19 protein-coding genes are annotated in these 18,313 nt (G+C 67.0%); 8 read left to right on the forward strand and 11 right to left on the reverse strand.

Features of this window, described 5'->3' with window-relative positions:
* Positions 1–133 precede the first annotated feature (133 nt).
* Positions 134–1,645: an MFS transporter gene (locus AncyloWKF20_RS04395; RefSeq protein WP_279317884.1), complete on the forward strand. Its 1,512-nt coding sequence runs from the start codon at positions 134–136 to the stop codon at positions 1,643–1,645.
* Between the two features lie 14 nt (positions 1,646–1,659).
* Here AncyloWKF20_RS04395 and AncyloWKF20_RS04400 read toward each other — a convergent pair whose 3' ends face one another.
* Together AncyloWKF20_RS04400 and AncyloWKF20_RS04405 are read right to left on the reverse strand one after the other, a co-directional pair.
* A complete protein-coding gene (locus AncyloWKF20_RS04400; RefSeq protein WP_279316696.1) occupies positions 1,660–3,009 on the reverse strand; it encodes an MFS transporter in 1,350 nt (449 codons plus the stop codon).
* Positions 3,010–3,147: 138 nt separating this feature from the next.
* Complete coding sequence (locus tag AncyloWKF20_RS04405) at positions 3,148–3,291, reverse strand: hypothetical protein (protein ID WP_267582682.1); 144 nt, start codon at positions 3,289–3,291, stop codon at positions 3,148–3,150.
* 620 nt (positions 3,292–3,911) lie between these two features.
* Here AncyloWKF20_RS04405 and oxlT point away from each other — a divergent pair.
* Positions 3,912–5,231, forward strand: a complete 1,320-nt coding sequence (oxlT, locus tag AncyloWKF20_RS04410; RefSeq protein ID WP_279316697.1) for an oxalate/formate MFS antiporter — start codon at positions 3,912–3,914, stop codon at positions 5,229–5,231.
* A gap of 70 nt (positions 5,232–5,301) precedes the next feature.
* On the opposite strand, the gene AncyloWKF20_RS04415 is transcribed toward oxlT, so the two are convergent.
* The 3 genes from AncyloWKF20_RS04415 to AncyloWKF20_RS04425 all read right to left on the reverse strand — a co-directional run bounded on the left by AncyloWKF20_RS04415 (position 5,302) and on the right by AncyloWKF20_RS04425 (position 8,031).
* Positions 5,302–6,108, reverse strand: a complete 807-nt coding sequence (locus tag AncyloWKF20_RS04415; RefSeq protein WP_279316698.1) for a carbon-nitrogen hydrolase family protein — start codon at positions 6,106–6,108, stop codon at positions 5,302–5,304.
* On the reverse strand, positions 6,108–7,163 hold the full coding sequence (gene speB, locus AncyloWKF20_RS04420) for an agmatinase (protein ID WP_279316699.1): 1,056 nt from the start codon (positions 7,161–7,163) through the stop codon (positions 6,108–6,110). The genes AncyloWKF20_RS04415 and speB overlap by 1 nt, the downstream gene beginning before the upstream one ends.
* Before the next feature lie 124 nt (positions 7,164–7,287).
* Positions 7,288–8,031 (reverse strand): alpha/beta fold hydrolase, encoded by a 744-nt coding sequence (locus AncyloWKF20_RS04425; protein WP_279316700.1) that lies wholly within the window; start codon positions 8,029–8,031, stop codon positions 7,288–7,290.
* A 170-nt stretch (positions 8,032–8,201) separates the two neighbouring features.
* Between AncyloWKF20_RS04425 and AncyloWKF20_RS04430 the strand changes: the two genes are divergently transcribed.
* Together AncyloWKF20_RS04430 and eutC are read left to right on the forward strand one after the other, a co-directional pair.
* Entirely contained in the window at positions 8,202–9,590 is a 1,389-nt protein-coding gene (locus AncyloWKF20_RS04430; protein WP_279316701.1) for an ethanolamine ammonia-lyase subunit EutB, read from the forward strand.
* A complete protein-coding gene (gene eutC / locus AncyloWKF20_RS04435; RefSeq protein WP_279316702.1) occupies positions 9,587–10,462 on the forward strand; it encodes an ethanolamine ammonia-lyase subunit EutC in 876 nt (291 codons plus the stop codon). Before AncyloWKF20_RS04430 ends, eutC begins: the two co-directional genes overlap by 4 nt.
* Before the next feature lie 3 nt (positions 10,463–10,465).
* Here the strand turns inward: eutC and AncyloWKF20_RS04440 are convergent, their stop codons facing one another.
* Positions 10,466–11,392 carry a LysR substrate-binding domain-containing protein gene (locus AncyloWKF20_RS04440; protein WP_279316703.1) on the reverse strand — a complete coding sequence of 309 codons (927 nt, stop codon included), beginning with the start codon at positions 11,390–11,392 and terminating at the stop codon, positions 10,466–10,468.
* A gap of 151 nt (positions 11,393–11,543) precedes the next feature.
* Here AncyloWKF20_RS04440 and AncyloWKF20_RS04445 point away from each other — a divergent pair, with 151 nt between their 5' ends.
* The gene (locus AncyloWKF20_RS04445) at positions 11,544–11,861 is read left to right on the forward strand and encodes a multidrug efflux SMR transporter (protein ID WP_279316704.1); all 318 of its coding nucleotides are present in this window, start codon (positions 11,544–11,546) and stop codon (positions 11,859–11,861) included.
* A gap of 3 nt (positions 11,862–11,864) precedes the next feature.
* On the opposite strand, the gene AncyloWKF20_RS04450 is transcribed toward AncyloWKF20_RS04445, so the two are convergent.
* Positions 11,865–12,251 carry a hypothetical protein gene (locus AncyloWKF20_RS04450; RefSeq protein WP_279316705.1) on the reverse strand — a complete coding sequence of 129 codons (387 nt, stop codon included), beginning with the start codon at positions 12,249–12,251 and terminating at the stop codon, positions 11,865–11,867.
* Between the two features lie 107 nt (positions 12,252–12,358).
* Between AncyloWKF20_RS04450 and AncyloWKF20_RS04455 the strand changes: the two genes are divergently transcribed.
* Complete coding sequence (locus AncyloWKF20_RS04455; protein WP_279316706.1) at positions 12,359–12,787, forward strand: VOC family protein; 429 nt, start codon at positions 12,359–12,361, stop codon at positions 12,785–12,787.
* On the opposite strand, the gene AncyloWKF20_RS04460 is transcribed toward AncyloWKF20_RS04455, so the two are convergent.
* Entirely contained in the window at positions 12,742–13,767 is a 1,026-nt protein-coding gene (locus AncyloWKF20_RS04460) for a LysR family transcriptional regulator (RefSeq protein ID WP_279316707.1), read from the reverse strand. The two genes, AncyloWKF20_RS04455 and AncyloWKF20_RS04460, sit on opposite strands and share 46 nt — an antisense overlap.
* A gap of 309 nt (positions 13,768–14,076) precedes the next feature.
* On the opposite strand from AncyloWKF20_RS04460, the gene AncyloWKF20_RS04465 reads away from it, so the two are divergent.
* Positions 14,077–15,390: an NtaA/DmoA family FMN-dependent monooxygenase gene (locus AncyloWKF20_RS04465; RefSeq protein WP_279316708.1), complete on the forward strand. Its 1,314-nt coding sequence runs from the start codon at positions 14,077–14,079 to the stop codon at positions 15,388–15,390.
* 31 nt (positions 15,391–15,421) lie between these two features.
* Positions 15,422–15,979: a flavin reductase gene (locus AncyloWKF20_RS04470; RefSeq protein ID WP_279316709.1), complete on the forward strand. Its 558-nt coding sequence runs from the start codon at positions 15,422–15,424 to the stop codon at positions 15,977–15,979.
* A 60-nt stretch (positions 15,980–16,039) separates the two neighbouring features.
* On the opposite strand, the gene AncyloWKF20_RS04475 is transcribed toward AncyloWKF20_RS04470, so the two are convergent.
* The 3 genes from AncyloWKF20_RS04475 to AncyloWKF20_RS04485 are packed head-to-tail and all read right to left on the reverse strand — an operon-like array spanning position 16,040 to position 18,302.
* Complete coding sequence (locus tag AncyloWKF20_RS04475; RefSeq protein WP_279316710.1) at positions 16,040–16,810, reverse strand: amino acid ABC transporter ATP-binding protein; 771 nt, start codon at positions 16,808–16,810, stop codon at positions 16,040–16,042.
* Positions 16,807–17,577 (reverse strand): ABC transporter permease subunit, encoded by a 771-nt coding sequence (locus AncyloWKF20_RS04480; RefSeq protein WP_279316711.1) that lies wholly within the window; start codon positions 17,575–17,577, stop codon positions 16,807–16,809. The genes AncyloWKF20_RS04475 and AncyloWKF20_RS04480 overlap by 4 nt, the downstream gene beginning before the upstream one ends.
* Positions 17,574–18,302 (reverse strand): ABC transporter permease subunit, encoded by a 729-nt coding sequence (locus AncyloWKF20_RS04485; RefSeq protein ID WP_279316712.1) that lies wholly within the window; start codon positions 18,300–18,302, stop codon positions 17,574–17,576. The genes AncyloWKF20_RS04480 and AncyloWKF20_RS04485 overlap by 4 nt, the downstream gene beginning before the upstream one ends.
* Positions 18,303–18,313: the final 11 nt, after the last annotated feature.

The following is an 18,313-nucleotide window of genomic DNA, read 5'->3' on the forward strand; positions in this document are numbered from 1 at the left end:
GTGGCGGTATTAAAACACCGAATCTGTTGCCGCCTGGCGTCAGTGAGCGACCCGCGCCGTGCCGGAACGTCAACCGCCTCTGGCTGGGGAGGGGCCAATCGGCTATGCCCACCGCCCACAGGTGAGGTGCGTGATGCAGGCGTCAGAGATTTCTCAACGGGCTACCCTGCGTGACTGGGTGGCTCTCGGGGTGATCGCGTTGCCCTGCCTCGTCTACGCGATGGACCTCACCGTGCTCAATCTCGCGGTGCCGCACCTCGCCCTCGATCTCGCCCCGTCGGCCGCGCAACTGCTTTGGATCATTGATATTTACGGCTTCATGGTCGCCGGCACGCTGATGCTGATGGGCACGCTGGGCGACCGTATCGGCCGGCGCCGTCTGCTGCTGATCGGCGCCGCGGCCTTCGCCGCCGCCTCGTTCCTCGCCGCCTTCGCACGCACCGCCGAGGAGCTGATCGCCGCCCGCGCCATCCTCGGCATTGCCGGGGCGACCCTGGCGCCGTCCACCCTGTCGCTGCTGCGCAACATCTTCCTCGACCAGCGCGAGCGCACCTTCGCCATCGGCGTGTGGATCGCCTGTTTCTCCTCCGGCGCCGCGCTGGGGCCGCTCGTCGGCGGTATCATATTGACGTATTTCTGGTGGGGGGCGGTGTTTCTCGCGGCCGTTCCGGTGATGATCGGTCTGCTCATCGCCGGCCCGCTGCTGCTGCCGGAGTTTCGCGACGAGAAGGCCGGCCGGCTCGATGTGTTGAGCGCCGCACAGTCGATTATAGCGTCGCTATCAATTATTTACGGCATGAAGCACATGGCCGAGTCCGGCGTCGGGCTGGCAGCCGTGGCGGCGATTGCGTTCGGTCTGGCGGTCGGCACGCTCTTCATCCGCCGGCAGAAGCGGCTCACGGACCCGATGATCGACCTCGCCTTGTTCCGTCACCCCGGCCTTGGCGCCGCGCTCGGTATCAATGTAACGGCGATGCTCGGCGCGATGGGCATCTTCGTCTTCATCTCGCAATATCTGCAGCTCGTGCTCGACATGAGCCCGCTGGAGGCGGGATTGTGGACGGCGCCTTCGGGCCTGTGCTTCGCTGTCGGCTCGATGGCAACGCCCTGGCTGGTCCGCCGCTGGCGTCCAGTCGACGTGCTCTCGGTCGGCGCCCTCATCGCCGCGCTCGGTTTCGGCGTGCTGACGCAGCTGCGCCCGGACTCGTCGCTCGCGGTGCTGATGACGGCAATTGTGCTGATATGTCTTGGACTTGCGCCCGTCGGCACGCTGACGACCGATCTTGTCATGCGCCTCGCGCCGGCCGAGCGGGCAGGGGCGGCCTCGGCTATTTCGGAGACCAGTTTCGAGTTTGGCGGCGCGTTGGGTATTGCCGTGCTCGGCAGTCTGGCAGCGGCGAGCTACCGGTTAAGCATGGAGGCGGCGAGCCTGCCCGGCCTGCCCGAGAGCGTGCTGGCCCCGGCGCGGGCGACGCTGGACGGCGCCGTCATCGCCGCCCGCGCACTGCCCGCGTCAGAGGCCGCGCCGCTGCTGGCGGCGGCGCATACGGCCTTCATGGGCGCGCTGGACAAGGCGGCGCTCGCCTGCCTGCTGGCAACGCTAGCCGCCTTCGTCATCGCCCGGCTGCGGCTCGCCCGGATTTGATACCGGGCGACGCCTCAGGCCTCGATATCGACGTCGCGCGTCTCCGCGCCCATCAGCAGCGCAACGAGCGTCAATCCGGCCATGGCGGAGAGGTAGACACCTACCCAGAACGGACTACCGCCGCCCCAGTTCCACAGCGCCACGGCGATGAACGGCGCCACCGCCGCGCCGAGGATGGACGACACGTTGTAGGAAATGCCCGAGCCGGTATAGCGCACATTGGCCGGAAACAGCTCCGGCAGCAGCGCGCCCATGGGCCCGAAGGTCAGCCCCATCAGGCTGAAACCAAGGATCAGCCACGCCATGACGCCGAAGGTTCCGGCGGCCAGCAGCGGCACCCAGAGCAGGCCGAAAGCTATGATCGCCAGCGTCACCAGGATCAGCGTGCGCCGGCGGCCGAAGCGGTCCGCCCACGGGCCGGAGACCATGGTGAAGATGCCGAAGAACACCACGCCGATGATCATCATCAGCACGAAGGTGGTGTAATCATACCCAAGCCCCGGCAGTACGGCGTTGACGCCCGCTCGGCCATAGCTCAGCGAGAAGGTCGTCATCAGGTAGAACAGCACATAGGTCGCGAGCATGTAGAAGGTGCCGAGCACCAGTTCGCGCGTATGGGTGCGGAACACCGACACCAGCGGCAGGCTACGCACCTTGCCAGCCTTCACCGTCTTCTCGAAAGCAGCACTCTCAACAAGATTGAGGCGAACCCACAGGCCGACGATCACCATCACGATCGAGAATAGGAAGGGGATGCGCCAGCCCCATTCGAGGAAGGCCTGCGACGGGCGCGAGGGATCCTCGGAGGGGAGAACCGCGGCGATGATGAGGAACAGCCCGTTGGCCAGAATGAAGCCCAGCGGCGCGCCGAGCTGCGGAAAGGTGCCATAGACCGCGCGCTTGCCGGCTGGCGCGTTCTCCGTGGCGACCAGCGCCGCCCCGCTCCATTCGCCGCCCAGCGCAAAGCCTTGGGCGAGGCGCATCAGCATCAGCAGGGCCGGGGCGAGCCAGCCGACCTGGTGATAGGTGGGCAGGGCGCCGATGAGGAAGGTCGCGATGCCCATGGTCAGCAGCGCGCCGACCAGTGTCACCTTGCGGCCGCGCTTGTCGCCGAGATGGCCAAAGAAGATCGCGCCCAGCGGGCGGGCGACCATCGCCGCGCCGAACACGGCGAAGGAGGCGAGGAGGGCGGTCGTGTCATTGCCGGCGGGAAAGAAAAGGTGCGGAAATACCAGCACCGCCGCCGTCGCATAGACATAGAAGTCGTAGAATTCGATGGTTGTGCCGATCAGGCTGGCGAGGATGACGCGCGAGCGAGGATTGGCAACGGCGCCGCCTGCAACGGCGGCTGACGTGGAGGACATGGGCGGTAGGGCTCCGGGAGCGGGCGGCCGGGCAGTAAAGACGCGACCGGATAGGGATCAGGTCGCCCTTTTAGACCAGCCGCCCTGGCGATACAGCCCATGCCCGTGCGACTTTCGTCGCGTGGCGAGCCCCTAGCCTCAGCCCGGCGGATCGACCTTCACGCCATTCGGGCCTACCTCGATCTGCAGCGAGTTCTGCTCGCGTTCATAGGCCTGGTAGGCAAAGACGGCGGCGACGACGGCCAGTACGACGACCACGGCCCCGAGCACAGTGCGGCTCATAGAAATCCCCTTATCGCTTTGACGACCGGACCACAGCACCGGTCGCGGTACTGGAACGCAGTCGACCGCCTTGGGGTTCCCTGTCGATTCCGCAGCCCTGGCCCGTTCCACCGCGCTGACATCGCCGGCCTTCCCAAACGGATGACGCAGAGGCTGTAGAGGATCCGGCAGAGGTCCGACCTGCCTGCGCTAGGGCAGTTGGCCGGCATGACGCAACGCATCCGCACGCATCACCAGCGTCATGGCGGGTAATAGTCCGCAAGATGTCATTTGCCGAACAGTCGTAAGAGATTTCAACGTCATTATAATTTTTCAACACGTATCATAATTCTCAAATTAAATGGCCGCTATATATGAGCGAACATACAATGACGCTAAGTAAACAACCATTGGTATGAAAGATATTGAATCCATTTAGGAAAGTGCTAATTGTTGAACTTGTCTGAAATCGCATGATTGAAGTTTTGAATACTTTACCATCCGTCAGCATATGACGTTGGGAAAGTCCCGGTGCGAAAGCCGCCGGGCATGGCAGGCGGACATATTGAGGATGCGGGGAGCATCCGCGCTCGAAGCGGTCACCAAGAGCCGTGCGGCAGCAACAGGTCGAGGAAACCTCTATGGAAGCGAACACGACGAATCCGGTCGGCACCGCGCGGAGCTGGGAACCCTGGTTCCAGCTGGCCTGCGGCATCCTCTGCATGGCGATGATCGCCAATCTTCAGTACGGGTGGACGCTCTTCGTTGACCCGATCAATCAAGCCCATGGCTGGAGCCGTGCGGCAATCCAGACCGCCTTCACCATCTTTGTGCTGACCGAAACCTGGCTCGTGCCGATCGAGGCGTGGTTCGTCGATCGCTACGGCCCGCGGGTCGTGGTGACTTTTGGCGGCGTGATGATCGGCCTTGCCTGGGTCATCAATTCCTACGCCGACTCGCTCACCCTGCTCTATGCCGGTGCGGTGTTCGCCGGCATCGGCGCTGGCGCGGTGTACGGCACCTGCGTGGGTAACGCCCTCAAGTGGTTCCCCTACCGTCGCGGCCTCGCCGCCGGCGCGACCGCTGCCGGCTTCGGCGCCGGTGCCGCGCTCACCGTGGTGCCGATCGCCAACACCATCGCCTCGCATGGCTATCAGACCGCGTTCTTCTGGTTCGGCATTGGCCAGGGCCTGGTCGTGTTTCTGCTCGCGCAGTTCCTGCGCCCGCCGGTTTACAAGATCGCCGCGCCCAAGAAGGCGCTGTCGCTGCCGCAGAGCAAAATAGACTACCAGCCCTCGCAGACCATCACCAAGCCGGTGTTCTGGGTGCTGTACCTCATGTTCGTCATGGTCGCCTCGGGCGGCCTGATGGCGGCGGCCCAGATCGGCCCGATCGCCCATGATCTCGGCGTCGCCGACATCCCGGTGAACCTGCTGGGCCTGCAGGCGGCGGCGCTGACGCTCGCCATCTCGCTCGACCGCATCTTCGACGGCTTCGGCCGGCCGATCTTCGGCTATGTCTCGGACCGGATCGGGCGCGAGAACACCATGTTCATCGCCTTCGGCACGGCCGCCGCGATGCTGCTGCTGCTGGTCTATCACGGCTCGAACCCGCTGGTGTTCGTGCTGGCGACGGCCTGCTTCTTCGGCGTGTTCGGTGAGATCTACTCGCTGTTCCCCGCCACCTGCGGCGACACGTTCGGCTCGAAGTTCGCGGCGACGAATGCGGGCATGCTCTACACCGCCAAGGGCACGGCGGCGCTGCTCGTGCCGTTCGCCAGCATCATTGCCGCCAGCTATGGCTGGTATGCGGTGTTCGCCATCGCGGTCGGCCTCAACGCCACGGCCGCCTTCCTCGCCATGTTCGTGCTGAAGCCGCTGCGTTCGCGCTTCATCGCCCGCACGGTGGTCGAGGCTGACGGCCTGGCGCCCATCGCCGGCCGTCAGTCGCCCGCGCACTGACGCGAGAGGCCACAATAACAAGGGCGCGTCGGTCACCCGGCGCGCCCTTTTCGTTTGATGGATCGTCCGCTCAGCGGCCGGCTAGCTGAGATGTGTAAAGCCCGGGCCGGCGGTCACGCATATGGGTGTTCAACGCCCGCCCGCGCGCCAGTGCTTCCGGCGTCAGATCGGCGAAGATCAGCTCCTCGCCATCGCCCGCCAGCACCAGATTGCCGCCCGAGGGGTCACCGACGCAGCTCAGGCCCATATACTCCAGCTCCCCTTCCACGCCGCAGCGATTGGCATAGGCGACGAAGAGTTCGTTCTCGAAGGCCCGCGCGGGCACGACATAGAGCGAGACGGGATCATAGGGCTTCATGTTCGCCGTCGGCACCAGAACGAGATCGGCGCCGTTGAGCGCCAGCGCCCGCACCGCTTCCGGGAATTCGACGTCGTAGCAGATGAGCAGCCCCGCCTTCAGGCCGGCGACTTCCACCACCTCGGCTGTGCCGGGACCGGGCGCGAACATCGCCCGGTCAAGGTCGCCGAACAGGTGAGTCTTGCGGAAGTTCAGCAGTTGCCGACCGTCGGCGTCGATCAGCAGGGCGGCATTGTAGATCGCCCCATCGGGCCCACGCTCGGGGTAGCCGAAGCAGAGCGCGATGTTATGGGTGCGGGCGATCTCCGCCGCATGCCTGGCGCTTGGGCCATCAACGGGCTCCGCCACCACGTCCGCAGCGGCGCGCCCGATGTTGTAGCCGGTGAGGAACATCTCCGGCGCGAGCAGCAAGTCGGCGCCGCCGGCCGCCGCGCGCCCGGCGGCATCGGCGAGCCGGTCGAGATTAGCGGCGACACGATTCTCTGGGTCGCCGGCCGTCTGCAGCATGGCGAGGCGCATCAATCCCCCCGCCGCGCCTTGAGCGCCGTCACCGACATGCAGAAGATCTCGAACAGCACCTGCGCCGCGGCATGGGCGGTGTTGGAGGTGTTATCATACTGCGGCGCGACTTCGACGACATCGCCGCCGATCACGTCGAGCCCGTTGAGGCCGCGCAGGATCTCCAGTACCTCGCGCGAGGTGAGCCCGCCGATCTCCGGCGTGCCCGTGCCGGGCGCGAAGGCGGGGTCGAGGCTGTCCACATCGAAGGACACATAGACCGGCCCGGTCCCAAGCACCTGCTTGGCCTTCTCGATGATCGCCGGAACGCCCATGCCGGTGACCTCCTCGGCATGGATCACGGTCATGCCGCTCTCATAGGAGAACTCCCAGAGGAACTCCGCGCCGCCGCGAATGCCGATCTGGATGGTGCGGCTCGGATCGAGCACCCCATCCAGCACCGCGTTGCGGAAGGGGCCGCCATGATGGAACTTGGCGCCCTCATAGGTGCCCGAGGTGTCGCAATGGGCATCGATATGCAGCATGCCGACGGGGCGCGTCTCTCCCACCGCCTTGAGGATCGAGCCGGTGATCGAGTGGTCGCCGCCCACCGAAAGCGGGATGACGCCCGCCGCGACAATCTTCTTGTAGAAAGCTTCGATGTCCTCATGGCAGGAATCGAGACTAAAGCGCGAGCGGAACGGGACGTCGCCGATATCCGCTGTCTTGGCCTCGGCGGCCGGTACCATGTTCAGAACGTGCTCATAGGGCCCGATGCGCTCAATGGCACGCACTGCGCGTGGGCCAAGGCGCGCGCCGGCGCGGTTCGTCACGCCGAGGTCCATCGGAACGCCAATGAGTGCCACGTCCAGGCCGCCGAAATCGGCGAGTTCCTGCGCGTCGGGGCGATAGGGGGCATCGAGCAGGGTGGCGGCGCCCGCCCACGGCCAGACGCGCTTTTCGCCATCCTTGAACTGCATGTCGGCGACGCGCTTGAAGGTCTCGTCATAGACCACGCCGCCACCGACGCCTGCATATTTCGCCCGCAGCGCGGCGAGCTTTTCCTGATCGGACATTCGTGCCTCTTGGTGAGCCCTAGGGCTTCTGGAAGTCCGGTCAGGCTAGCGGGTGTCGGTGCCAGCGGGAAAGGGGGCACGCGCCTTGATCATGCCGGATGCCGCGACGTGTGGCGCTGCGGGCTCAGCAGATGTTCAATAGGATCTCCGCCACCGCGTCGGGCGCCGAGAGGAAGGGCGAGTGGCCGGTATCGAGCTGGTGGACATGCGCGCCCGGCACCGCCGCCTGCATCTCGCGCTGCACGGCGAGGGGCAAACCGCGGTCCTGAAGGCACTCGATATAGTGCCGGGGAAGGCGTCCGAAGCGGTGCAGTGTGGTGGACGATGTGTACACGAAAGGCGCGTGTGGCGTGACCCGCACCAGGCTCGGCAGGGCGCGGGCGATGTCATGCGCCGAGCAGTCCGAATAGAGCGAGCGGGCGATCAGGTCGGTCTTCGTCAGGTCGAGGCCGAGCCCCTCCTTGCCGAGGCGGAGCATGCCCTGCGTCTCGACGATGGCGGGATCCTTGAGATAGGTCGGCGTCATCACGAAGTCCCGGGCGGTCTTGCCGGCCGGTGCCATGAAACCGGTAAGGTAGACCAGCGCCGCGATGCGCTCGGGCATTTCCTCGCCGAGCCAGGTGCAGGTCGCCCCGCCCACCGAATGGCCGACCAGGATCGCCTTACCCTCGATCGCCTCCAGCGCGGCGCGCACCGGGGCGGCATAGATGGTGATGTCGGTGACCGCGGCGGTCGGGGTTGGGTCGAAGCCGTGGCTGGCGAGATCGGGCGCGATCACCGCGTGGCCGGCGGCGCCGAGGATGTTGGCGACCTTCTGGAAGCAGCCGCCCCAGTGCCAGGAGCCGTGGATGAGGATGAAGGTGGCCATGGCGCGTCTCCCCGTTCGCTTTCCCGCCTCCTAGCCCGTGGGCGCGCGCCCGTCCAGCGTGGCATGTCGTCGACCAACGCAAGTCGTGCTTCCCGTCACCGCGCCGGCAGGGTAAGTTTTTGCCATGGCGCGCATTTGGGCAGGGCTCGCGCGCCGGTGAAGGAGCAGCCATGGCCTATCGTCACATCGTCGGATCGCAGAGCTATGTCTTCGCTGATCTCCGGGAGCTGATGGCGAAGGCGACCCCGATCCGCTCCGGTGACATGCTCGCCGGCGTGGCAGCGGGCTCGGCGGAGGAGAATGTCGCGGCGCGCATGTGCCTCGCGGAGGTGCCGCTCGCGACCTTCCTGACCCATGCGCTGGTGCCCTATGAGAGCGACGAGGTCACCCGCCTCATCATCGACACGCATGACACGGTCGCCTTCCGGCCGATTTCGCACATGACGGTCGGCGATTTCCGCGATTTCCTGCTGTCGCCGGTGGCGACCTCCGAGGTGCTGGCGGCGCTCGCGCCGGGCGTGACGCCGGAGATGGCGGCGGCGGTCTCCAAGCTGATGCGCAATCAGGATCTCATCATCGTCGCCAAGAAGTGCCGGGTGGTGACGCGGTTCCGAAATACCATCGGCCTGCCCGGCACCATGGCGGTGCGGCTCCAGCCGAACCACCCCACCGACGATCCCGCCGGCATCACCGCCTCGATCCTCGACGGGCTGCTCTATGGCTGCGGCGACGCCACCATCGGCATCAACCCGGCCTCCGACAGCCTGCCCGTGCTCAGCGATCTGCTGAAGCTGACGGATGAGATCATCCAGCGCTTCGAGATTCCCACCCAGTCCTGCGTGCTCACCCATGTGACCACCTCGACCGAGGTCATCAATCGCGGCGTGCCGGTGGATCTGGTCTTCCAGTCCGTCGCCGGCACGGAAGCGGCCAACGCCTCCTTCGGCATCAGCCTCGCCACGCTCAAGGAAGGCCACGAGGCGGCGCTGTCGCTGAAGCGCGGCACGCTCGGCGACAATGTGATGTATTTCGAGACTGGGCAGGGCTCCGCGCTCTCCGCCAACGCCCATCATGGCGTCGACCAGCAGACGCTGGAAGCCCGCGCCTATGCGGTGTGCCGGCCGTTCCGCCCGCTTCTGGTCAACACCGTCGTCGGCTTCATCGGGCCGGAATATCTCTATGACGGCAAGCAGATCATCCGCGCCGGGCTGGAGGACCATTTCTGCGGCAAGCTGATGGGTGTGCCGCTCGGTTGCGACGTCTGCTACACCAACCATGCCGAGGCGGACCAGGACGACATGGACACGCTGATGACGCTGCTCGGCGCGGCGGGCGTGACCTACATCATGGGCATTCCCGGTTCCGACGACATCATGCTGAACTACCAGTCCACCTCGTTCCACGATCAGCTCTATCTGCGTGAGGTTCTGGGCCTCAAGCGCGCGCCGGAGTTCGAGGCGTGGCTCCAGCGCATGGGCATCACAGGGCCGGACGGCCGGCTGAAGCCGCAGCGCGATAACCATCCGCTGCTCGCCGTCGCGCCGGAGCTGGCGGCATGACGACCCCGCTCCCGCAGGATTCCGCCGAACCCGACATCATCGCCCCGGACGCTGTGAGCCCGGAGCCGGCCGTCCCCGACGCCTCGACCGGCTATGTGGTCGAAGATGTCTGGCGCAAGCTCGCCGGCACCACGCCGGCGCGCATCGCGCTCGGGCGGGCCGGCACGGGGCTGCCGACGCGCGAGGTGCTGCGCTTCGCCCTTGCCCATGCGCAGGCCCGCGATGCCGTGCATACCCCCTTCGATTCCGCCGCGACGGCGCAGGCTATTAGCGCTCTCGGCTTCGAGACGATCGAGATCGCCTCGGCCGCCCCGGCGCGCGATGCGTATCTGCGCCGCCCCGATCTCGGCCGGCGGCTCTCCGACGCCAGCCGCGCGGCGTTGCGTGAGCGGGCGGGTGAGCCGGTGGATCTGGCGGTCGTCGTGGCGGATGGCCTGTCCTCCACCGCCATCCACGCGCAGGCGGTGCCCTTCCTCACCGCCTTCAAGACGCGGGTGGCGGAAGCCGGCTGGCGCCTTGCTCCCATCGCCGTCGCCTCGCAGGCCCGCGTGGCGCTGGGCGACGAGGTGGGCGAGCTGATGAAGGCCCGCGCCGTGGTGGTGCTGATCGGCGAACGCCCGGGGCTTTCCTCGCCGGACAGTCTCGGCCTCTACCTCACCTTCGCGCCACGTGTCGGCCGCTCCGATGCCGAGCGCAACTGCATCTCGAATGTGCGCGGCGAGGGGCTTGCCTATGACCACGCCGCCTTCAAGCTCGCCTGGCTCATCGACCAAGCCATGGCGCGCCAGCTCACCGGCGTGAACCTCAAGGACGAGAGCGACCTGCTGCTGGTCGGCGGCAAGCCACCGCAGCCACGCCTTTCGGCCGGCTGAGGTTCATCGGGGCGCGACACGCTCGCTGCCCCCGAGTTTCTCGCCCACCCCAAACTCCTCACTTACCCACTGCCGCAAGACGGCGGTCGCCGGCCGCTCCGCGCGGCTGGCGGGGGCAAGGAAGCGGTAGCGCAGCCCTTCCATCACCGGCCCGAAGGGCTGGACGAGCAAGGCCGCCGCCAGCTCATTGGCGACCAGCGTCAGGCTCACCAGCGCGATACCCTGGCCGGCAATAGCGGCCTGGATCGCGCTTGATTCATCGTTGAGCGAGATCCCGCTCGCCGCCGCGAGGGGGCCGAGGCCGGCCACTTCGGCAAAGTGCCGCCAGCTCGGCACGCTGGCCTGCGGGGCGAAGGGCAGCACCTCCGTATGGATCAGCGTCGCATGGGTGAGGTCATCGCGCGTGCGAATGCCCAGATGCGGCGCGCAAACCGGGGCGAAGCGTTCCGCCATCAGCTCCACCGCCGCGAGGCCGGGGTAAGGCCCGGCGCCATAGCGAATGGCGGCATCGGCCTCGCCGGCCATGAGGTTCACCGGCTCATCCGCCGCATGAAGGCGCAGATCCCAGCCGGGGAAGCGAGCACGGAAGCGCGCCGCGCGCGGCACCAGCAGCCGGGCAGTGAAGGCGACGGTGGCCGACAGCGTCGCCACCTGCCGCTGCGGGCGGTGACAGACGCGCTCGATGGCCTGCGCCATCGCCTCAAACCCCTGCTGGATCGGCCCGTGCAGGGCGCGGCCTTCCTCCGTCAGCACGACGCGGCGGGTCTGCCGGTGAAACAGGGCAAGGCCGAGCTCGGCTTCCAGCTGACGGATCTGGTGGCTGATGGCGGTGGGCGTCACGCCCAGCTCGGCGGCCGCGCCCTTGAAGCTTTCCAGCCGGCCGGCGGCTTCAAAGGCGCGCAGCGCGGCGAGGGGAGGCAGGCGTCGCATGAGCGTTCCGATGGATGAGTTTGACTCAGGCGTAAGATGAGAAAGGCGCGTTTGTCCGCTGCTTTCCGGCGTGAGTATAAGGACTTCGTGCGGTGCCTGTCACCGATGCACGAATCCGCCTCATGTCGCGGCGGAAGCAGGAGAGGGCGAAATGGCCTGGGTTTATCTCGTCGTCGCGTCGTTGTTCGAGATGCTGTTCGCGGTGACGATGAAATATGCGGACGGCTTCTCCCGCGTCGGCTGGAGCGTGTTCACCGTCGCGGCCGGCATTGCCAGCCTGCTGTTCCTCACCGCCGCGATGAAGACGCTGCCGGTGAGCGTGGCCTATCCCGCCTGGACGGCGGTCGGCTCGGTGGGCACGGTGTTCCTGGGCGCGCTGCTGTTCGGCGAGGCGCTGACGCCGATGAAGCTGCTCTGCGTCGCCGCGATTCTCGCCGGCATCATCGGCCTGCGGCTTCAGGCCGGCTGAGCCTCACCGCTTGCGGCCATATTCCTTGTCCAGCCACTGGTCGGCGGCCTGCAGGCGCTGGAACACATAGGCGACGGCGCGGGGCGTGGTGACTTCCGGGCCCTGCTCCCACACCTCGCCATCCTCGAAGCCGAGGAAAATGGTGAAGCGCGGCTTGAGCGAGCCGAAGATGGTCTTCTTGCGCACCGACTTCACCACGACGAACTCCATATGGAGCTGGCGGGAGGCGAGGTAGACATAGCCGGCCTCGGGCTCGAATTTCGGCGACAGCTTGGGCCCGACAATGGGTGTCGCGGTGCGGATGGTCGCCAGTTCGCGCGCGTCGAACGGCAGGCGCGGCAGATGGCTCGCGGTGGCGATCATCTCGTGCATCGTCAGCTTCTCGGCCATGGTGTCCCCGTCACCTGCTACGAAAGGCTTATCTGCCGGGAGAGGCCGGCTTGTGCAAGGTGCAGGCGCCGGCTGCGTCAGAGGGGCGCGGGGATTGGGCAGAGCGGATGAAGGGCATTCACCACATCGCGATCATCGGCGCCGACTATGCGCGCTCGCGCCGCTTCTATGCTGAGATCCTCGGTTTCCCGGTGCTGCACGAGGTCTACCGGGCCGAGCGGCGCTCGTGGAAATGCGATCTCGACGCGGGCAATGCGCGGATCGAGCTGTTCTCCTTCCCCGACGCCCCGCCGCGCCCGAGCCGCCCGGAAGCGCAGGGGTTGCGGCATCTGGCGTTCGCCGTCGATGATCTCGACGCCGAGATCGCCCGGCTGGCGGGGCTCAATGTGGCGTCCGAGCCGGTGCGGGTCGATCCCTATACCGGGCGGCGCTTCACCTTCTTCGCCGACCCGGACGGCCTGCCGCTTGAGCTTTATGAGGCGGGTGAGCCTCAGGCCGCGCTGGAGGAGGCCCGCGCGCCGGGCGGCGGGGTGTAGCCGCGGTCATTCGCCGGCCGCGTTCCATCGAGCACGCTGGCCGGGCGCGGCAGCAGGCGGGCGCTGCCGAGTTCCATATGGACGTCCACCAGGCAGTCGACGAAGTGCCGCGCCAGCTTGAAGTCACTCGCGGCGGGGCCCATCAGCGCGGTCACCGGATTGACGACGCGCACGAGGTCCGGCCGCAGCGCGCGCAGCATGCCGCTGGCGATCATCGGCTCGGCCATGTGGTCGAGCACATAGCCGATGTTCCGCCCGGACAGGATGAGCGCGAGCTGCGACTGGATGCCGTGCCCGATATCGCCCGCGCCATCGCTGCGCCGCGTGCGCTCGGGGTGATAGCGCTCCAGATGGCCCCGGCTGCAATAGGCGGCGGCGTCGATGTCGGCGAGGGTGAGCGCTTCGTCGGGGATCGCGAAGAGCGGGTGCTGGGCGCTGCAGCACATGAAGCCCTGCTCGTCGAACAGGTGCTCGTAGCTCAGCTGCGGGTAATGCTCGTTCATCAGCCCGATGCCGACATGCACCATGCCGTCGGCCACCCGCCCGGCGAGCTGGAAGCCGAGCATCACCTCCACGCGGAAGCGGACATTGGGGTAATATTCCGAGAAGCGGCGGATGGCGTCATGCACGCGCGCGTGCGGGTTCTCGACGATGCCGTCCTGAATGCCGATGGACAGCTCATAGGCCGTGGTCTGGTTGATGTTCGACGCTTTCTGCTTGAAGGCCTCGATCGAGGCGAACAGCTCCTTGGCGGCCTTGTAGACGACTTCGCCCTCGCGAAAGAGCTTGAAGCCCTTGGGCCCGCGCCGGCACAGCCGCGCGCCGAGGCGAATCTCCAGCGATTTCAGGTTTTCGCTCAGCGTCGATTGCGACAGGTTCAGCGCCGCCTGCGCCGCGGTGAAGCTCTGCTCCTCCACAATGGTGCAGAAGCACCGCAGCAGCTTCAGGTCGATGTCGTAGATCTGGCTGATATGCGACATGGCTAGGCCTCTCCGCGTCGACGTCCCCAGGGTGGACAGCAAATAGCAAGATGCGCGCCGTGACGGCCCGGCGCCCATGTCGCTGATAATCAAGCAAAATCGATGCTGCTCATCCTGTCATCGGAAAGAGCGATTGCACAGCGATTGCCCCGTCCGCACGCCTGCTGCCCAAAGATGCGACGCCGGCTGCGAAACATCGCTTGGGCTTTTCGCGATGGTCGCGGCCGCGCGGGCGGCACTAGCGTTGCACGTCATCCGGCGGATCGATCACCCGGCGGTATCCCGCGCGTTACACAGGCGAGGCAGCACATGAGTCCCAAGCCCCTCCATCTCGGCTGGTTCACCAATTTCGCGGTCGATGAGTGGACCAAGCCCTTCACCGGTGGAGGCGGCGACCCGTGGGACGGGCAGTTCTACATCGACATGGCGAAGGCGATGGAGCGCGCCTGCTTCGACTACATCATGCTCGAGGACACGCTGATGATCTCGGAGGCCTATGGCGGCACCAACGAGATCTACCTGAAGCACAACATCATGGGGCCGAAGGCCGATCCCTCGCCGATGGCGGCGCTGATCGGCGCCAATACGCGTCACATGGGCGTGGTCGCGACCTTCTCCACCATGGCCTACCCGCCCTTCATGCTCGCCCGGCTGTGCGCGACGCTGGACAGCATCTGCAAGGGCCGCTTCGGCTGGAACATCGTCACCACCGGCGAGGATCTCGCGGCCGAGAATTTCGGCATGGACAAGCTGCCGCCCCGCCAGGAGCGCTATGACATGGCCGACGAATATGTCGAGCTGTGCAAGCAGCTCTGGGGAAGCTGGGATGCCGACGCGGTGGTGCGCGACCCCGTCACCCGGACCTATGCCGATGCCTCCAAGGTCCGGCCGATCCATTTCGAGGGCAAGTATTTCAAGAGCCGGGGGCCGCTGAACTGCGTGCCCTCGCCGCAGGGGCGTCCCGCCTTCGTGCAGGCCGGCGGCTCGCCGCGCGGCCGGCAATTCGCGGCGATGACGGCGGACAGCATCATCGCCCCCTCCATGGGCGTCGCCGGCCTCAAGGCCTATCGCGACGACGTGCGCGCCCGCGCCGCCGCCGGCGGGCGCGACCCGGACGAGATCAAGGTGCTGTTCGTCGTCGCGCCGATCCTCGGCGAGACCGAGGACGAGGCGAAGGCCAAGGCCGCGCGGATCGTCGAGGCGCCGGATTATTGCGAGAAGGCGCTGGCGCTCATCGCCGCCATCACCGACATCGATTTCTCGAAATTCGATCTCGACCAGCCGCTGCCGCACCTCACCACCAATGGCGAGCAGGGCTCGCTCGATGCCTTCCAGCAATGGGGCTCGGGCAAGACGCTGCGCCAGCTCTGCGCCGACCAGCTCTCGCGCGGGCTCGACGGGCTCGTCGGCACGCCGGATCAGGTGGCGGAACGCATGGGCGAGGTGATGGCGGAGGTCGGCGGCGATGGCTTCCTCATCACCCGGCCCTTCACCGCAAACATCTCGCGCCAGTACATCAATGAAATCTGCGAGGGACTGGTGCCGGCCTTGCAGCGCCGGGGCCTTGCCCGCACCAGCTACACGGAAGGCGCGACGCTGCGCCAGACGCTGCGGGAGTTCTGATCCTGTTGCGACCCCGCCGACGGAGGACATCATGAGCGCGACCGACCCCCGCAGCATTGCCGCCGACCGGCTCGCCAGCCTCGCGGGTGAGGCGCTTCCAGCGGCAGTCAGCCGGGAGCTCTATCGCGAGGGCATGAGCCGGTTGCCGGCGGCGGTGAACATCGTCACCAGCCTCGATGAGGATGGTCCCTGCGGCTTCACGGCCTCGGCGGTGTGTTCGGTGACGGACAGCCCGCCGACGCTGCTGGTCTGCATCAACCGCTCCAACCAGTCGCACCGGGCGATCGCCAACAGCCGCAGCCTGTGCGTCAACACGCTGGCGGGTCCGCATCACGAAGCACTGGGCATGGCCTTCGCCGGCGGCGTCAAGACAATGAGCGAGCGCTTCGCCGGCGGGGAGTGGGGCACGCTCGTGACCGGAGCGCCGGTGCTGATGGAGGCGAGCGTGGCCTTCGACTGCCGGGTGACCGAGCTTGCCACGGTGGGCACGCATGATGTCGCGTTCTGCGAGGTGCTCGGCCTGCATCAGGCCGGCGCGGCCGGCGGTCTGGTCTATTTCGGCCGCCGCTTTCACCACCTGACCGTGTGACGGTTCGCTTCACGCGTCCCCGTCAGCGCAGAATTTGCCCGTCAGCGCAGAATTTGCCGGTCAGCGCAGGATCTGCGCGAGGAAGTGCCGCAGACGCTCGCTGTTCGGCGTCTCGAAGAAATCACGCGCCGTCGCCTCCTCGAGGATGCGCCCTCCATCCATGAAGACGCAGCGGTCGGCGACCTGGCGCGCGAAGCCCATCTCATGGGTGACGCAGATCATGGTGACGCCGCTCGCCGCCAGCTCCTCCAGCACGCCCAGCACCTCCTTCACCATTTCCGGGTCAAGCGCGGAGGTCGGCTCGTCGAACAGCAGGATGCGCGGCTCCATGCAGAGCGCGCGGGCGATGGCGACGCGCTGCTGCTGCCCGCCGGAGAGGCGGCCGGGGTACCGGCCGGCGAGATCGGCCAAGCCCACACGCTCCAGATGGCGCATCGCCAGCCGCGCCGCCTGATCCTTCGCCAGGCCCCGATTGAGGCGGGGCGCCAGCATGCAGTTTTCCAGCGCTGTGAGGTGCGGGAACAGGTTGAAGTGCTGGAACACCATGCCGACTTCCTGCCGGATGTCCTGCACGGTGCCGTCATCCGCCGTCAGTTCGATGCCGTTGACGACGATGCGCCCGCCATCGTGCCGCTCCAGCGCGTTGATGCAGCGGATGAGGGTGGATTTGCCCGAGCCGGACGGGCCGCAGATGACCACCTTCTCGCCGCGCCGCACTTCGAGATCGACGCCATCCAGCGCGCGATGCGTGCCATAGCGCTTCACCAGTCCGGTGATGGCGATGGCGGGCGAGCCGGGCGCCACTGAGAGCTCCTGGGCGGGCGGGTTCATGACGCCTCCTTGCTGAGCGCCACCGGACCGGGGATGGCGCGGTCCGGCAGGGCGGTGGTGGCGGCCGCGTCGACATCCTTGTGACGGTCGAGCCAGCGCCCCCAGCCGGCGAAGGCGAGGCGGATGAGGTTCACATAGGCCCAGTACAGCGCCGCCGCGCAGAGGATGGGGGTGAAGGGGTCATAGGTCTGTTCGAAGATGCCATTGGCCACAGCGGTGAGATCGGTGAGCGTGACCACCGAGACGATGGCCGTGCCCTTGATGAAGCTCACCACCTCGTTCTGGTAGGCTTTCAGCCCGTAGCGGATGGCGAGCGGCATCTTCACCCAGATGAAGACGTTGCGCCGGGTGATGCCGAGCGCCTCGCTGGCCTCGATGAGCCCATGCGGCACGGCGAGCAGGCTGCCGCGCAGGATCTCCGCCATATAGGCGGCGTGGTTCAGCCCGAAGGCGACGAGGGCGCAGCCGAGTGGCGAGCCGAACAGCAGCCAGAGCGGCCCGTTGCGTAGCGCCTCGATCTGGCCCAGCCCGTAATAGACCAGGTAGAGCAGGATCAGCACCGGCGCCCCGCGGAAGAACACCACGAAGATTTCCGCCGGCAGGGAGAGCCAGCGGCGCTCCGACATGCGCGCGAAGCAGACGGGGAAAGCCAGGGCGAGACCTAGGGCCATCGGCAGCAGCGTCACCAGCACCGTGACCTTCAGCCCCTGCAGCAGGGCCGGCAGGCTTTCCCAGGCGAGGGCGAGATCGACGGGCAAGCCGCTCATGCCTCCATCCCGGCCTGCAGGCGGGGTGTGTCGCGGCGCTGGCCGCGATCAAGCCTGAGTTCAAGGTGCGTGGCGAGCTTCAATGTGGCGGCGCTGAAGGCGATGAAGACCAGCGCCGTGGCGATGAAGAAGAGGAAGGGCTCCTTGGTCGCGCCCGCCGCAATCTTGGCGCTGGCCACCAGATCCTGCAGCCCGGCGAGCGAGACCAGCGGCGTCTCCTTGAGCATGAAGCTCCACACATTGACGAGGCCGGGCAAGGCGAGGCGCATGGCCTGGGGCAGGATCACCCGGCCCCACAGGATCACCGGCGGGATGGCGAGCGCGCGGGCCGCCTCGAACTGGCCCTTTGGCAGGTTGGCGATGGCGCCGCGCACCAGTTCGGCGATGTAGGCGGCATAGACGATGGCGAGCGCGGCGACGCCGGCGCCGAAGGGCGAGATGTCGATGCTCGCCCCGAACTCGCCGAACAGGGCCGCCAGCATGGCGCTGCCGCCGTAATAGACGAGGAAGATCACCAGCAGCGAGGGCACGCCGGTGAAGATGGAGGCGTAGAACCGCCAGACGGCGGTGACGACACGGCTCTTCGACAGCGTGGCGACGCCGATGAGCACGCCGAGGGTGAAGGCGAGGGCGAAGCTCGCGAGGAACAGCTCCAGCGTGATCAGCGCCCCCTCGCCGAGCTGGCGCAGATAGCCTGCGATATCGGCGAGGGAGAGGTTGGTCATGAGCTGATCCC

The organism is Ancylobacter sp. WKF20 (assembly GCF_029760895.1).
Classification (GTDB): Bacteria; Pseudomonadota; Alphaproteobacteria; order Rhizobiales; family Xanthobacteraceae; genus Ancylobacter.

Bases quoted from the DNA above. Each gene is read 5' to 3' on its own strand.
- AncyloWKF20_RS04395 (WP_279317884.1), top strand. From the start codon at position 134: ATGCAGGCGTCAGAGATTTCTCAACGGGCTACCCTGCGTGACTGGGTG.
- AncyloWKF20_RS04400 (WP_279316696.1), bottom strand. From the start codon at position 3,009: ATGTCCTCCACGTCAGCCGCCGTTGCAGGCGGCGCCGTTGCCAATCCT.
- AncyloWKF20_RS04405 (WP_267582682.1), bottom strand. From the start codon at position 3,291: ATGAGCCGCACTGTGCTCGGGGCCGTGGTCGTCGTACTGGCCGTCGTC.
- oxlT (WP_279316697.1), top strand. From the start codon at position 3,912: ATGGAAGCGAACACGACGAATCCGGTCGGCACCGCGCGGAGCTGGGAA.
- AncyloWKF20_RS04415 (WP_279316698.1), bottom strand. From the start codon at position 6,108: ATGCGCCTCGCCATGCTGCAGACGGCCGGCGACCCAGAGAATCGTGTC.
- speB (WP_279316699.1), bottom strand. From the start codon at position 7,163: ATGTCCGATCAGGAAAAGCTCGCCGCGCTGCGGGCGAAATATGCAGGC.
- AncyloWKF20_RS04425 (WP_279316700.1), bottom strand. From the start codon at position 8,031: ATGGCCACCTTCATCCTCATCCACGGCTCCTGGCACTGGGGCGGCTGC.
- AncyloWKF20_RS04430 (WP_279316701.1), top strand. From the start codon at position 8,202: ATGGCCTATCGTCACATCGTCGGATCGCAGAGCTATGTCTTCGCTGAT.
- eutC (WP_279316702.1), top strand. From the start codon at position 9,587: ATGACGACCCCGCTCCCGCAGGATTCCGCCGAACCCGACATCATCGCC.
- AncyloWKF20_RS04440 (WP_279316703.1), bottom strand. From the start codon at position 11,392: ATGCGACGCCTGCCTCCCCTCGCCGCGCTGCGCGCCTTTGAAGCCGCC.
- AncyloWKF20_RS04445 (WP_279316704.1), top strand. From the start codon at position 11,544: ATGGCCTGGGTTTATCTCGTCGTCGCGTCGTTGTTCGAGATGCTGTTC.
- AncyloWKF20_RS04450 (WP_279316705.1), bottom strand. From the start codon at position 12,251: ATGGCCGAGAAGCTGACGATGCACGAGATGATCGCCACCGCGAGCCAT.
- AncyloWKF20_RS04455 (WP_279316706.1), top strand. From the start codon at position 12,359: ATGAAGGGCATTCACCACATCGCGATCATCGGCGCCGACTATGCGCGC.
- AncyloWKF20_RS04460 (WP_279316707.1), bottom strand. From the start codon at position 13,767: ATGTCGCATATCAGCCAGATCTACGACATCGACCTGAAGCTGCTGCGG.
- AncyloWKF20_RS04465 (WP_279316708.1), top strand. From the start codon at position 14,077: ATGAGTCCCAAGCCCCTCCATCTCGGCTGGTTCACCAATTTCGCGGTC.
- AncyloWKF20_RS04470 (WP_279316709.1), top strand. From the start codon at position 15,422: ATGAGCGCGACCGACCCCCGCAGCATTGCCGCCGACCGGCTCGCCAGC.
- AncyloWKF20_RS04475 (WP_279316710.1), bottom strand. From the start codon at position 16,810: ATGAACCCGCCCGCCCAGGAGCTCTCAGTGGCGCCCGGCTCGCCCGCC.
- AncyloWKF20_RS04480 (WP_279316711.1), bottom strand. From the start codon at position 17,577: ATGAGCGGCTTGCCCGTCGATCTCGCCCTCGCCTGGGAAAGCCTGCCG.
- AncyloWKF20_RS04485 (WP_279316712.1), bottom strand. From the start codon at position 18,302: ATGACCAACCTCTCCCTCGCCGATATCGCAGGCTATCTGCGCCAGCTC.